This is a genomic window from Mycobacterium sp. E3298, assembly GCF_001666895.1.
Taxonomy (GTDB): Bacteria; Actinomycetota; Actinomycetes; order Mycobacteriales; family Mycobacteriaceae; genus Mycobacterium.
Window position 1 is genome coordinate 22,744 of sequence record NZ_LZJB01000534.1, and the last position, 11,882, is coordinate 34,625.

16 protein-coding genes are annotated in these 11,882 nt (G+C 68.0%); 5 read left to right on the top strand and 11 right to left on the bottom strand.

Annotated elements, in window-relative coordinates:
- Window positions 1-12 precede the first annotated feature (12 nt).
- Entirely contained in the window at window positions 13-1,209 is a 1,197-nt protein-coding gene (gene dxr / locus A9X05_RS24625; protein WP_067784606.1) for a 1-deoxy-D-xylulose-5-phosphate reductoisomerase, read from the bottom strand.
- Between the two features lie 77 nt (window positions 1,210-1,286).
- Between dxr and A9X05_RS24630 the strand changes: the two genes are divergently transcribed.
- Window positions 1,287-1,541, top strand: coding sequence for a DUF2631 domain-containing protein (locus A9X05_RS24630; RefSeq protein WP_067748720.1), 255 nt, complete (start codon window positions 1,287-1,289; stop codon window positions 1,539-1,541).
- An 8-nt stretch (window positions 1,542-1,549) separates the two neighbouring features.
- On the opposite strand, the gene A9X05_RS24635 is transcribed toward A9X05_RS24630, so the two are convergent.
- The 6 genes from A9X05_RS24635 to pyrH form a co-directional block, all read right to left on the bottom strand.
- On the bottom strand, window positions 1,550-2,395 hold the full coding sequence (locus A9X05_RS24635; protein WP_067784609.1) for a cytochrome c biogenesis CcdA family protein: 846 nt from the start codon (window positions 2,393-2,395) through the stop codon (window positions 1,550-1,552).
- On the bottom strand, window positions 2,395-2,904 hold the full coding sequence (locus tag A9X05_RS24640; protein ID WP_067784612.1) for a protein disulfide oxidoreductase: 510 nt from the start codon (window positions 2,902-2,904) through the stop codon (window positions 2,395-2,397). The genes A9X05_RS24635 and A9X05_RS24640 overlap by 1 nt, the downstream gene beginning before the upstream one ends.
- 112 nt (window positions 2,905-3,016) lie before the next feature.
- A complete protein-coding gene (gene rlmN, locus A9X05_RS24645) occupies window positions 3,017-4,111 on the bottom strand; it encodes a 23S rRNA (adenine(2503)-C(2))-methyltransferase RlmN (RefSeq protein ID WP_067748729.1) in 1,095 nt (364 codons plus the stop codon).
- 23 nt (window positions 4,112-4,134) lie between these two features.
- Complete coding sequence (locus tag A9X05_RS24650; RefSeq protein ID WP_067748732.1) at window positions 4,135-5,055, bottom strand: phosphatidate cytidylyltransferase; 921 nt, start codon at window positions 5,053-5,055, stop codon at window positions 4,135-4,137.
- A 32-nt stretch (window positions 5,056-5,087) separates the two neighbouring features.
- Window positions 5,088-5,645, bottom strand: a complete 558-nt coding sequence (frr, locus tag A9X05_RS24655) for a ribosome recycling factor (protein WP_067784615.1) — start codon at window positions 5,643-5,645, stop codon at window positions 5,088-5,090.
- 91 nt (window positions 5,646-5,736) lie between these two features.
- Window positions 5,737-6,507, bottom strand: a complete 771-nt coding sequence (gene pyrH, locus A9X05_RS24660; RefSeq protein ID WP_067748738.1) for a UMP kinase — start codon at window positions 6,505-6,507, stop codon at window positions 5,737-5,739.
- Between the two features lie 355 nt (window positions 6,508-6,862).
- Between pyrH and A9X05_RS24665 the strand changes: the two genes are divergently transcribed.
- Both A9X05_RS24665 and A9X05_RS24670 read left to right on the top strand, forming a co-directional pair.
- The gene (locus A9X05_RS24665; RefSeq protein ID WP_067212426.1) at window positions 6,863-7,099 is read left to right on the top strand and encodes a CsbD family protein; all 237 of its coding nucleotides are present in this window, start codon (window positions 6,863-6,865) and stop codon (window positions 7,097-7,099) included.
- 214 nt (window positions 7,100-7,313) lie between these two features.
- Entirely contained in the window at window positions 7,314-8,036 is a 723-nt protein-coding gene (locus A9X05_RS24670) for a response regulator transcription factor (protein ID WP_067784618.1), read from the top strand.
- A gap of 27 nt (window positions 8,037-8,063) precedes the next feature.
- On the opposite strand, the gene A9X05_RS24675 is transcribed toward A9X05_RS24670, so the two are convergent.
- A complete protein-coding gene (locus A9X05_RS24675; RefSeq protein ID WP_067784620.1) occupies window positions 8,064-8,999 on the bottom strand; it encodes a lysophospholipid acyltransferase family protein in 936 nt (311 codons plus the stop codon).
- A 102-nt stretch (window positions 9,000-9,101) separates the two neighbouring features.
- Window positions 9,102-9,659: an MPT63 family protein gene (locus tag A9X05_RS24680; RefSeq protein WP_067748747.1), complete on the bottom strand. Its 558-nt coding sequence runs from the start codon at window positions 9,657-9,659 to the stop codon at window positions 9,102-9,104.
- A gap of 288 nt (window positions 9,660-9,947) precedes the next feature.
- Between A9X05_RS24680 and A9X05_RS31805 the strand changes: the two genes are divergently transcribed.
- Entirely contained in the window at window positions 9,948-10,124 is a 177-nt protein-coding gene (locus A9X05_RS31805) for a hypothetical protein (RefSeq protein WP_197499191.1), read from the top strand.
- A 53-nt stretch (window positions 10,125-10,177) separates the two neighbouring features.
- A complete protein-coding gene (locus A9X05_RS24685; RefSeq protein WP_067748750.1) occupies window positions 10,178-11,017 on the top strand; it encodes a glucose 1-dehydrogenase in 840 nt (279 codons plus the stop codon).
- 22 nt (window positions 11,018-11,039) lie between these two features.
- On the opposite strand, the gene A9X05_RS24690 is transcribed toward A9X05_RS24685, so the two are convergent.
- Window positions 11,040-11,369: a DUF2795 domain-containing protein gene (locus tag A9X05_RS24690; protein ID WP_067748753.1), complete on the bottom strand. Its 330-nt coding sequence runs from the start codon at window positions 11,367-11,369 to the stop codon at window positions 11,040-11,042.
- An 81-nt stretch (window positions 11,370-11,450) separates the two neighbouring features.
- A complete protein-coding gene (locus A9X05_RS24695) occupies window positions 11,451-11,858 on the bottom strand; it encodes a ChaB family protein (RefSeq protein WP_067748764.1) in 408 nt (135 codons plus the stop codon).
- Window positions 11,859-11,882 lie beyond the last annotated feature (24 nt).

Below are 11,882 nucleotides of genomic sequence, written 5' to 3' on the forward strand. Positions count from 1 at the left end.
GCAGGACCTTTCTCACACCATTCCGGAGGCGTTGACGGACGCCTCGGTGGGCCGTGCGTGTGCGACGGCGCGTTGCGCCCGCTCCCGCGCCCAGCGCTGCGCGTCTAGTACCTCATCCACGTTAGCGGGTGAAACCGCCCATTGGTCCGCGGCGTGCAGCACGTCCGCGATGGTTTTGACGATGGCGGGGAACCCGATGCGGCCTTGCAGGAACGCCTCGGCGGCTTCCTCGTTGGCCGCGTTGTACACGGCGGTCATGCAGCCGCCCGTCTGGCCGGCGTACCGGGCCAGCTCGACGGCGGGGAAAACTTCGCTGTCCAACGGCTCGAATTCCCAGCTAGAGGCGGTGCGGAAGTCGCAGGCGGCCGCCGCCCCCGGAACCCGGGCCGGCCAGCCCAGGGCCAGCGAGATGGGCAGCTTCATGTCCGGGGGGCTGGCCTGGGCGATGGTCGACCCGTCCACGAAGGTGACCATCGAATGAACAATCGATTGGGGGTGCACGACGACCTCGATGCGGTCGTAGGCGATGCCGAACAGCAGGTGCGTTTCGATGAGTTCGAGGCCTTTGTTGACCAGCGACGCCGAGTTCAGGGTGTTCATCGGGCCCATCGACCACGTCGGGTGCGCTCCGGCCTGTTCCGGGGTGACGCCCTCGAGCTGGGCGGCGGTCCAGCCGCGGAACGGCCCGCCGGAGGCCGTCAGCACCAGCTTCGCGACCTCCTCGGGGGCGCCGCCGCGCAGGCACTGCGCCAGCGCGGAGTGTTCGGAGTCGACGGGCACGATCTGACCCGGACGCGCCGCCGCGAGGACCAGCGGCCCACCTGCCACCAGGGATTCCTTGTTGGCCAGCGCAAGCCGGGCGCCCGATTCCAGCGCCGCCAGCGTCGGCCGCAGGCCCAGCGCGCCCACCAGCGCGTTGAGCACGACGTCGGCCTCGGTGTCCTGGATCAGGCGGGTCACCGCCTCAGCGCCGCGGTAGGGAACGTCGGCGATCTGCGCCGCGCGTTCGTCGGCGACGGCGACGTTGGTGACGCCGGTTTCGGCGCGCTGCCGCTGCAGAATGTCCAGATTCGCGCCGCCCGCGGCCAGGCCGACCACCTCGAAGCGGTCCGGATTGGCCGCCATCACCTCCAGCGCCTGGGTGCCGATCGAGCCGGTGCTGCCCAGCACCAGCACGCGCAGGCGGCCCTCGGGCGTCGCGATTGTCACCCACTCATTGTGCCTGCTCGGTCCCGCGACGGGTGTGCCAGAATCTCCCTACCAGCCGATCACGAAAGGGACTCACCGTGGCCAGTACCGAGGTGGAACAGTTCACCGGCGTCGACACCGTTGAGGTGCCTTCGGCGGCGTGGGGCTGGAGCCGGATCAATCACCGCACCTGGCACATCACCGGCCTGGTCATCTTCGGGTTCCTGCTGGCGATGCTGCGCGGCAACCACGTGGGCCACGTCGAGAACTGGTTCCTGATCGGCTTCGCCGCGTTGGTGCTCGTCGTCCTCGTCCGCGACCTGTGGGGCCGCCGGCGCGGCTGGATCAGGTAGTCGCCGCCCTAACGTTTCGCCCGGCGATACCGGGCGCCGCCGACCACGAGGGCCGTCAGCGCGAGCGCGGCCACCGCCCACGGCCAAACCCCGTGTTGATGCACCCAGCCGGCCAACGCCCCCTGAACGCGCCCGGCGGCCGTGATAACCGCATCCCGCGGGTTCGCGTTGGCGCCCAACAGGCGCACCTCGTAAGCGCCGTAGTAGCAGACGTACACACCGACCAGCACCAGCAGCGCGCCGCTGATTCGGTCGACGAACGGCAGGATGCGCCGCAGGTGGTCGACCATCGCCGAGCTCGCGGTGGCCGCGGCCACCGCGAGGACGCCGACGACCAGCGTCAGGCCGCCGATGTAGGCGAGGTAGATCGCTACGGCCGTGACGATCGATCCGCCCCGCAGGCCCGCCGCGGCGACCGCCAGAAACGGTCCGACGGTGCAGGAGAGCGAGGCGATCGCGTAGCTGACGCCGTAGGAGTACATGGAGCCGAGCCGAACCGTGGGCGCCCACCGCGGGCCCACCGGCCGCGGGGTGAGCGCCGACAGCCCCCGGCCGGACAGCAGCCAACCGCCAAGCGCTACGAGAATCACGCCGACGATCACCGTGGCGTACGGCACGTACCGCTGCACGGTGCTCGCGGCCGACACCGTCAGCACGCCGAACGAGCCGAACACCGTCAGGAAGCCGAGCGCCATGCCTGCGGTGGCCGCCAGCGCCCGTCCGGCCGCGGCCAACCCCTTCCGCTGGCCCCGCACCACCAGCAGGAGGTACGCGGGCAGCATGGCAAACCCACACGGGTTCAGGGCCGCCACCAGCCCGGCGGCGAAGGCCAGGCCGACGAGACCCTGATCCATCAGGACCTCAGCGCGGCAACCCGGTCAGACAACTCCTGCTGTGGCATCGCCGAAGTCGGGTTGTTCACGAACGTCGAGCTGCCGTCCGCGCGGTAGAACACGTAGGCAGGCTGCCAAGGGACGTTGTAGCGAGCCCAGATCGCGCCATCGGTGTCGTTGAGGTTGGTGAAGTTCAGGTTGTACTTGGCGACGAAGTTCTGCATCGCCGCGACGTCCGAATGGGCCGCGACGCCTACGAAGGTGACGCCGGGGTTGGCGGCCGCGACCTGGCTCACGCCCGGGGCCTCGGCGTTGCAGAACGGGCACCACGGCGTCCAGAACCACAGCACCGCGGGCTTGCCCTGCAGGCTGGCGCCGTTGAACGGCGCACCGCTCAGGGTCGTCCCGGTGAATTGCAGGCGGTCGTCGGCGGCCGCCGAGCGCGGTGCGTCGGTGAGTCCGAATATCAGAGCGGAGGCGAAAAGGGCCGCGGCCAACAGCCTGAGCGGAGTCAAGAACCGAACAATCATGGCATCACCTCGTTTGCTGGTGTTATGCCTGATAGACGTGCGGGGCGCCGCCCGGGTTCACCCTTCGGCGGCCAGCTGTCCGCAGGCCCCGGCCAAACCGCCCGCGCTCCAGCTACCCGCCTTCGGCGGCCAGCTGTCCGCAGGCGGCGCTGATCTCGCGGCCGCGGGTGTCCCGCACCGTGCACGACACCCCGTGCGCCCGGACCCGGCGGACGAACTCCCGCTCCGCCGCCTTGGGGCTGGCGTCCCACTCGCTGCCGGGGGTCGGGTTGAGTGGGATCAGGTTCACATGCACCAGCGGGCCGAGCACCCGATGCAGGCGTTTGCCCAGCAGGTCGGCGCGCCACGGCTGGTCGTTGACGTCGCGGATCAGCGCATACTCCACCGACACCCGGCGGCCGGTGACGTCGGCGTAATAGCGGGCGGCGTCGAGCGCCTCGGCTATCTTCCACCGGTTGTTGACCGGCACCAGCGTGTCGCGTAATTCGTCGTCGGGCGCGTGCAACGACAGCGCCAGCGTCACCCCGAGCCGCTCGTCGGCGAGTTTGCGGATGGCCGGGGCCAGGCCGACGGTGGATACCGTGACCGAGCGGGCCGAGATGCCGAAGCCGTGCGGCGGCGCTTCGGTGATGCGACGCACCGCGGCCACCACCCGCGCGTAGTTGGCCAGCGGCTCCCCCATGCCCATGAACACGACGTTGGAGAGCCGGTCGCCGAAATCGTCCCGCAGGGCCACCGCGGCGGAGCGGACCTGCTCCAGGATCTCCGCGGTGGACAGGTTGCGGGTCAGCCCCCCCTGCCCCGTCGCGCAGAACGGGCAGGCCATGCCGCAGCCGGCCTGTGAGGAGATGCACACGGTGTTGCGCTGCGGGTAGCGCATCAGCACCGACTCGAACGTGGTCCCGTCGGTGCCGCGCCACAACGTCTTTCGGGTCTGCCCGGCATCGCAGGTGACCTCGGCGGCCGAGGTGAGCAGGTGCGGGAACATCGCATCGGCGATCCGGTTCCGCACGGCCGCGGGCAGGTCGGTCATCTCGCGCGGGTCGGCGATCAGGCGGCCGTAGTACTGATGCGCGAGCTGCTTGGCGCGGAACGCCGGCAGTCCGAGTTCGGCCACGGCGGAGGCGCGCCCGTCCGCGTCGAGGTCGGCCAGGTGCCGCGGCGGCTTGCTGGGGCGGGGTTCGGTGAAGACCAGTTGTTGGACCATGTCCAGTCCAGTATCGGCCCTTCTCAGGGCACGAGTGTCAGCACCGTCCACGCGGCGACCGCCGACGGGAGCACGCCGTCCAGCCGGTCCATCAGGCCGCCGTGGCCGGGCAGTAGTCGGCCCATGTCCTTGATGCCCAGGTCGCGCTTGATCTGCGACTCGACCAGATCGCCAAGCGTGCAGGTCAGCACCAGGATCACGCCCAGCACCGCCCCGATCCACAGCGGCTTGCGCGCCAGGAAGGTCGCGGTCAGGATCGCCGCGGTGATTCCGAAGACGAGCGAACCGGCGAAACCCTCCCACGATTTCTTCGGGCTGATCGCGGGCACCATCGGGTGCTTGCCGAACAGGACCCCGACGGCGTAGCCGCCCACGTCGGAGGCGACGACGGTGACCATCAGGCAGAACACGCGGCCGGCGCCGTCCTTGGGGTAGACGAGCATGGCGCCGAAGGAGGCGAACAGCGGCACCCACGCGGCCAGGAACACCGTCGCGGAGGCGTCGCGCAGGTAGTTGGCCGACGGGGACCCGGCGAAGGGCTCGGGTCGCTTGCTGTTGTCCTGCATAAACAGGCGCCAGACGTTGCACACCACCACCGTGCCGCCGAAGCCGGCCAGGGCGCCGGCGGCGTGGAACGGCCACGTCAGCCAGACGGTGGCCTGACCGCCGATCAGCAACGGGATCAGCGGGATGACGTATCCGGCCTCGCGCAGCCGTCGCACCACCTCATGGGTGGCGACGGGGATGGCGATCGCGACGATCGCCACCCAGAAGCGGGGGGCGAAGACCAGCGTCACGATGAGCACGCCACCGATCCCGGCGCCGACCGCGATGGCCGCGCGCAGGTCGCGTCCCGCGCGGGAGGTCGTCTTGGCCGGCTGCGCGGTCTTCTTGCCCTCACGCGCCGGCTCGTCGGGCGTGCTGGCTGCGCCGGTGGTTGCCACGGACCCGGGTGAACTTAGCTGCTGAGCGGCCGCTAGACCTCCAGCAGCTCGCCTTCTTTGTGCTTGACCAGGTCTTCGATCTGGGTGATGTACTGGTGCGTCGTCTTGTCCAGGTCCTTCTCGGCGCGACCGACCTCGTCCTCGCCCGCCTCGCCGTCCTTGCGGATGCGGTGCAACTCCTCCATCGCCTTGCGGCGGATGTTGCGCACCGACACCTTGGCGTCCTCGCCCTTGCCCTTGGCCTGCTTGACCAGCTCGCGGCGACGCTCCTCGGTGAGCTGGGGCACCGCCACCCGGATCAGGGTGCCGTCGTTGGTGGGATTGACGCCCAGATCGGAGTTGCGGATCGCGGTCTCGATCGCGCCCAGCTGACCGGCTTCGTAGGGCTTGATCACGACCAGCCGGGCCTCCGGGACGTTGATGCTGGCCAGCTGCGTGATGGGGGTGGTGGCGCCGTAGTAATCGATGGCGATCCGGGAGAACATGCCCGGATTGGCGCGGCCGGTTCGAATGGTTGACAAGTCGTCACGGGCGACCGCTACGGCCTTCTCCATTTTCTCTTCCGCGTCGAATAGAGCCTCGTCAATCATTGCGCCGCTCCTTTCCCCCGCAAGCGGGAGGTGCCCCCACATCACTGCGTTCTCCATCGTCGCCAGGGCGAATCATCGTTCGCGCTTCCCCTCAGGTGGTGACCAGTGTCCCGATTTTCTCACCGGCGACCGCGCGGGCGATATTCCCATTGGTCAGCAGGTTGAACACCAGGATCGGCATGCCATTGTCCATGCACAGGCTGAACGCGGTGGCATCGGCCACCCGCAGCCCCCGGTCGATGACCTCGCGGTGACTGATCGCGGCGATCAGCTCGGCTTCGGGGTTCACCCGCGGGTCCTCGGTGAACACCCCGTCGACCGCCTTGGCCATCAGGACGACGTCCGCGCGGATCTCCAGCGCGCGCTGCGCGGCCGTGGTGTCGGTGGAGAAGTACGGCAGCCCCATGCCGGCCCCGAAGATCACCACACGACCCTTCTCCAGGTGGCGGACGGCGCGCAGCGGCAGGTAGGGCTCGGCGACCTGCCCCATGGTGATCGCGGTTTGGACACGGGTGACGATGCCCTCCTTTTCCAGGAAGTCCTGCAGCGCGAGGCTGTTCATGACCGTGCCGAGCATGCCCATGTAGTCCGAGCGCGTGCGTTCCATGCCGCGCTGCTGCAGTTGCGCGCCCCGGAAGAAGTTGCCGCCGCCGATGACGACGGCGACCTGGACACCGTCGCGCACCACCTCGGCGATCTGGCGGGCCACCCGCGCCACGACGTCGGGGTCGAGGCCGACCTGGCCGCCGCCGAACATTTCGCCGCCGAGTTTGAGCAGGACTCGGGAGTATTTGGGCCGGGGTCGCGGCTGCCCGGCAGCTGATCCATTCTCCGTCGCCGTGGGCTCCCCGGACTCCGTCATCAGGCTCCTCGCATGAGAGTGCCATCCCGGGGTGACGTCTCCGGAACGGCATTTCACATCCTGCCTCATCGCAGCACAACGCGGCGTCGGCGGGGTGCGTTATGCGCAGAGTTGGCGATTGCGACGGCTTTTCGCGGCTGTCGGCCCAGGTGAGGCCGCCCGATCCGGCGGCTTCACCACCGCCGGGCCGCGAATGTTTGAGCGGTACCCGGCAGGGGGAATCCGCACCATCGCGGTGGGGATTTCACGGTCTTGAGAAGCAAGGGCCAGCCTCATCGCATGACCGGGCCGGTCGCCTTGGCGATCGGCAGTGAGCGCGGAACGCTCAGGTACGCCTACGAGGAGGAACTGATCCATGGCGGACAACAACTCGGGACCTGCTGAAGCCGTCAAGGGCGTCGTTGAGGACGTCAAGGGCAAGGCTAAGGAGGCCGTTGGCGCGGTGACGGGTCAAGACGACCTCACCCGCGAGGGCCAGGCCCAGCAGGACAAGGCTGAAGCCCAGCGCGACGCGGCGAAGAAGGAAGCCGAGGCCGAGGCGGCCCGCGGCGGCGCCGAGGCCGCTGAGCAGCGCCAGAAGGCCAATCAGTAGCTTGCTGGGAGGATGGGTCCGGTCTGTGAAAACGGACCGGGCCCATCGGCTTTTTCGGGATGGGACGGGCGGATCCGGTTAGCCAGGCCGGTGGTCGCCGGCTAATTCAACACACTTTGCATAATTTCGCGGCGAGCGGGTAATCACCGCTGCGCTTGCAGACATCTCCCTGAGGTGCCTACGGGCCGGGGAACCCACACGAAGTTTGGGGGAGATGTCCTTGGACGTACTAGTGCTGACCGACGCGGATGACTTCGATCGCGCTCTGCCGCCGCTGAATTCGTTTGCGCGAATCATGCGGCGAGCGCCCCTCACCGGTGACGGGCACAGCCCTCGCCATTCCGGCGACGTCGCCATTGTCGATGCTCGTGGCGACCTTGCGGCGGCCCAGACCGCCTGCCGCCGCCTGACGACGGACACTCCCGCCACCGCGGTGGTGGCAGTGGTGTCGCGAGCAGACGAGGTGACGGTCGACGGCGAGTGGAACGTTGACGACGTCATGCCACCCGGTACTGACGCCGGTGAACTACAGGAACGGCTGGGACGGGCGATCGCTCACCGGCGCAGCGCAATCAACGGCAGCCTGAAGTTCGGTGCCCTGCTATTGCACCCGACCAGCCTCGCCGGGTCGCTGGAAGGCAAGGACCTGGGTCTGACGCTGACCGAGTTCAAATTGCTGAGTTTCCTTGTGCAGCATGCCGGTCGGCCGTTTACCCGCACGCGGCTGATGCACGAGGCGTGGGGCTACGACTGCAACGGCCGAGTCCGTTCGGTCGATGTCCATATCCGGCGCCTGCGCGCCAAGCTTGGGTCCCGGCATCAATCGATGGTCGACACGGTCCGCGGCGTGGGGTACATGGCGACGACTCCCCCGCACCCGGAATGGATCATCAGCGACGAGCCGACGACGCTGACGGAGGCCACACCGGCGCAGTGAAAACCCCTGCGCCCGAGGCGGTTCGCGTCAGCCGAAGAGCGGAAACGCGCGCTTGCGCGCGAGCGCGTCCATCCCTTCCTGGATGGCGTCCTGGACCTCGCCGTACTTGCGCTCGACGTAGGCGTCGTCTTCGGCACGCTCGGGGTCGTGGTCGAGTTCCACGGCCGGCATGAACCGGGTCCTGATCTTGGCCGGCAGCGGCAGCTGCGGCAGCGCCGCCGGCGCGATCCCCCACGGCAGTGAGATCGCCAACGGGAACACCTTGAGGCGCAGCAGGCGGTCCAGCTGTAACGCCTTGGACAGCTTGTCGCCGCGGATCAGCACCGGCATAGCGTCGGCGCCGCCGACGGTGGCGATCGGCACGATCGGCACACCGGCCCGAATCGCCATCTTCACGAATCCTTTTCGACCCGCGAGGTTGGCTTGGTCGCGCTCGGCCCAGGGGCGCAGCGAATCCACTTCCCCGCCGGGCCACAGCGCGACGTCACGCCCCTCGGCCAGGGCGGTCGCGATCGCGTCGGGGGCCGCCGGCAGCACACCCATCGAACGGAAGTACCGGCCGATCACCGGTATCGCCATCAACGCGTCATGTGCCGTGCCGTGCAGTGGACGATCCTGCCCGAAACGCCGCCACCACTGCAGACCCACGGTCCAGGCGTCCCAGACGAAGGGAGCGCCGGAGTGGATGCCGACCAGTAGCGCAGGCGGCGCCGGAATATTGTCCCACCCGTCGATTTCCATTCGAAACCAATAGTCCACCAGCACGTTCCACAGATATTTCTGCCGCTGCAGAGTGGTCTCGTCCTGGCCGCTGAGATCCCACCTACCGGCGCGCTCGGCGACCCAGCCGCTGACTCCGCCGTCCTGGCCGCTGCGCCGCTCCTCCATCGTCGCCCGCGCCTCTTCGGCGTTCAGCTTCGCCTGTTCGCGTACTTCGGCTGGCCTGTGATCCGGGTTACTCATGGGTGCGGTGTACCCGATTCGCGCGCGCACGATTCAACTCCCGCCCCCAAATGCGGAACTCCCCGCGTCGCACGCGACGCGGGGAGATTTCCGCAAGCCGGATCAGGTGTGGGCCGGGGCCGGCGGAGCACCCGGTGCCGGGCTGGCATTCGGGGCGGCGCCAGGCGCCGAGCCACCCTGCACATTCGACGTCCACATCAAGATGTCCTGCATCCCGTCGTTGTAGACGACGCCGTTCGGCGGCGCGCCCGTCACGTCGAAGTACAGCGTTCCGGTCGACTCGTTACCCTGCGCGATCGGCGCGGGGTTAAGGCCGTTGGGGGCCCCGACCTTGTCGATCACCCGGTAGTTCTGGCCGTTCGGGCCGCGGGCGATGAAGTCGTTGACCATCGGGGTCACGAGCCCACCGTCCGACCGGGCGGTAACGTCGGCCTGGTAGAGCGTTCCCTTGGGCGTGTAGCCCGGAATCGCGACGTTGCTCGGCTGCAGGTTGCTCACCGTGTAGTTGGTGATCAGCGGCCCGTCGACGAGTTGCTCGCTGGTGCCGAAGCCTTGGATGTTGGGCGGCGCGGCGGCAGCCGTCGACGCGGCGAAAACGCTCGCCACCGCTATACCCCCGGCCGCGGCGGCTGTCTTGATGGCCCTCTTGGTGACCTTCATTGCTCATTCCTTTCGTGTTGAACAATCGCCCCCCGTAAGGGCAATACACACACGAATCGCAAATAGCCATTCGCCTTCCTGCCTAAACATGTGAATCCGCCGAATGGCGGAATTAACGCAGGTTAGCTGGTGAAAAGCGGTTCGTTTGTTGGACAGCACCTTTCGCATCAGCTTTTAACATCCGTATCGATATTCACGCCGGGTCACTGGCGCAACGCGAGCGATTAGCCCCCGCCCCGGCGGGTAGTCGGAGCGGGACTGAACCGACGAGGACGAAAGGGGCCGTCGATGGAACGCGGAAGCTCCAAGCACAGCCCGCGCGAGGACGACGAACTCAAGCACGAATTGGACGGCACGCTGCGCGGAAACCGGCCCAGTCGCGCCGAGGAGTGGCGTGATGCCGAGCCCCCGGCCGACGACGACCCCGACGTTCCCACGGCGGGCCCGGTGACGCGCGAGCCGTAAAACCCGCGAGCCGTTTGCTCGCAACAATTCTCGAACACGAATTGAGGAAACAGATGGGCTTTGCGCCTCAACAACAATCACCTCCTGGCGTCCAGGCCGAGATGAACCCGGTTCCCGACTGCGGCGAAAACAGTTACCGGGGCTCGGGAAAGCTCACGGGTAAAAAGGCGATCATCACCGGGGGCGACAGCGGCATCGGCCGCGCGGTCGCGATCGCCTTCGCCCGGGAGGGCGCCGACGTGCTGATCTCCTACCTCAATGAGGACGACGACGCTCGCGACGTCGCCCGCCACGTGGAGGGTGCCGGGCGAAAATGCGTGCTGGTTTCCGGCGACCTGTCCGACGCCGCGCATTGCCGCGTCGTCGTGGATCGAGCCGTCGAAGAGTTCGGCGGCATCGACATTCTGGTCAACAATGCCGCATACCAGATGATGCACAAAAGCCTCGACGAAATCAGCGACGAGGAATGGGATTACACGTTCCGGCTCAACGTCGGCGCGTACTTCCATCTCGCCAAGGCGGCCGTGCCGCACATGAAGGCCGGCGCCTCGATCATCGGTAGTTCATCGGTCAACTCCGACACGCCCAACCCCACCCTGGCACCCTACGCGGCAACCAAGGCCGCCATCGCGAACTTCTCGGCCAGCCTCGCTCAGCTGCTGGGCGAGAAGGGGATTCGGGTCAACAGCGTGGCTCCCGGCCCGATTTGGACACCGCTGATTCCGTCGACCATGCCGCCGGACAGCGTCGAATCGTTCGGTGAGAACACGCCGCTGGGCCGCGCGGGACAACCCGCGGAGCTCGCCCCCATCTATGTGCTGTTGGCCTCCGACGACGCGAGTTACATCTCCGGCGCGCGGGTGGCCGTTACCGGAGGCCGACCAATTCTCTAGCGCAGCAAGCTCTTAGGAGCGGTCAGGAGCCGCGGTTTTCACCCAGCTCGTCGACGATCGGGCTCTGGACACCGATGTCCTTCGCGCCTTCGGCGAGCCCGGGCTTGGTGTGGGTGCGACGCGCCGCGGCCTTGTCTCCGTCCTGGGTGTCGCGATCGTCGGCGATGGTGACGGACGCGGCGACCTGGGTGGCGTTGTTGTAGGTCTCGGGCGGGATGCCCCGCAGCGCGCGAATCGTGTTGTCGTCGCAGCCATTGCGGCCGGCGGCGGCAAGCAGATCCTGCTTGTTCGCCGGAAAGTCCACATCGCTCAGGCATTGACGCAGCTGACTTTGGGTGGTGGACGCAACCATGGCTGTCGGAATGCCCGCAAGCCGGGGACCTAAACGGGGCCGAGGGGTGCGGTCTCGGTCACATCGGCGCGGCCGCGGTCCTCAGCGGCCGCGGACCCGGCGATTGTGCTTCTTGATCGCGTCGACCAGCTCCGCTTTGCTCATCGTGGACCTTCCCCGGACGTCGAGTCGGCGCGCCAGCTCCAGCAGATGCTTCTTGCTTGCGTTCGCGTCCACCCCCTCGGCGGACTCACCGGAGGCTCGCGGACCACCCCTCTCGGCGCGCTCGTCCGACGGACCCTTCTTTTCTTTGGGCTCCCAATGGTCGCCGACCTTTTCGAAACTGTGCTTGAGGGCGGAATAGGCCACCCGGTGGGCGCGCTCTTGGCTACCGTATTCGTCGGCGGCCGCGTCATGCGTCTTGGCGAACGTGCGTTGCGCTTTGGCGTTCGAGCGCCGCAAAGTGGTGATTGCCGCCCGGTCATCGGGGTAACCGACCAGCGGCGACACGTCACGCGCACCCGAGGAGGATTC

What these genes read in the sequence shown, in the direction of transcription:
- A9X05_RS24635 (WP_067784609.1), bottom strand. Translation starts at nt 2,395, where the DNA reads ATGGATCAGGGTCTCGTCGGCCTGGCCTTCGCCGCCGGGCTGGTGGCG.
- A9X05_RS24640 (WP_067784612.1), bottom strand. Translation starts at nt 2,904, where the DNA reads ATGATTGTTCGGTTCTTGACTCCGCTCAGGCTGTTGGCCGCGGCCCTT.
- rlmN (WP_067748729.1), bottom strand. Translation starts at nt 4,111, where the DNA reads ATGGTCCAACAACTGGTCTTCACCGAACCCCGCCCCAGCAAGCCGCCG.
- frr (WP_067784615.1), bottom strand. Translation starts at nt 5,645, where the DNA reads ATGATTGACGAGGCTCTATTCGACGCGGAAGAGAAAATGGAGAAGGCC.
- pyrH (WP_067748738.1), bottom strand. Translation starts at nt 6,507, where the DNA reads ATGACGGAGTCCGGGGAGCCCACGGCGACGGAGAATGGATCAGCTGCC.
- A9X05_RS24665 (WP_067212426.1), top strand. Translation starts at nt 6,863, where the DNA reads ATGGCGGACAACAACTCGGGACCTGCTGAAGCCGTCAAGGGCGTCGTT.
- A9X05_RS24670 (WP_067784618.1), top strand. Translation starts at nt 7,314, where the DNA reads ATGTCCTTGGACGTACTAGTGCTGACCGACGCGGATGACTTCGATCGC.
- A9X05_RS24675 (WP_067784620.1), bottom strand. Translation starts at nt 8,999, where the DNA reads ATGAGTAACCCGGATCACAGGCCAGCCGAAGTACGCGAACAGGCGAAG.
- A9X05_RS24680 (WP_067748747.1), bottom strand. Translation starts at nt 9,659, where the DNA reads ATGAAGGTCACCAAGAGGGCCATCAAGACAGCCGCCGCGGCCGGGGGT.
- A9X05_RS31805 (WP_197499191.1), top strand. Translation starts at nt 9,948, where the DNA reads ATGGAACGCGGAAGCTCCAAGCACAGCCCGCGCGAGGACGACGAACTC.
- A9X05_RS24685 (WP_067748750.1), top strand. Translation starts at nt 10,178, where the DNA reads ATGGGCTTTGCGCCTCAACAACAATCACCTCCTGGCGTCCAGGCCGAG.
- A9X05_RS24690 (WP_067748753.1), bottom strand. Translation starts at nt 11,369, where the DNA reads ATGGTTGCGTCCACCACCCAAAGTCAGCTGCGTCAATGCCTGAGCGAT.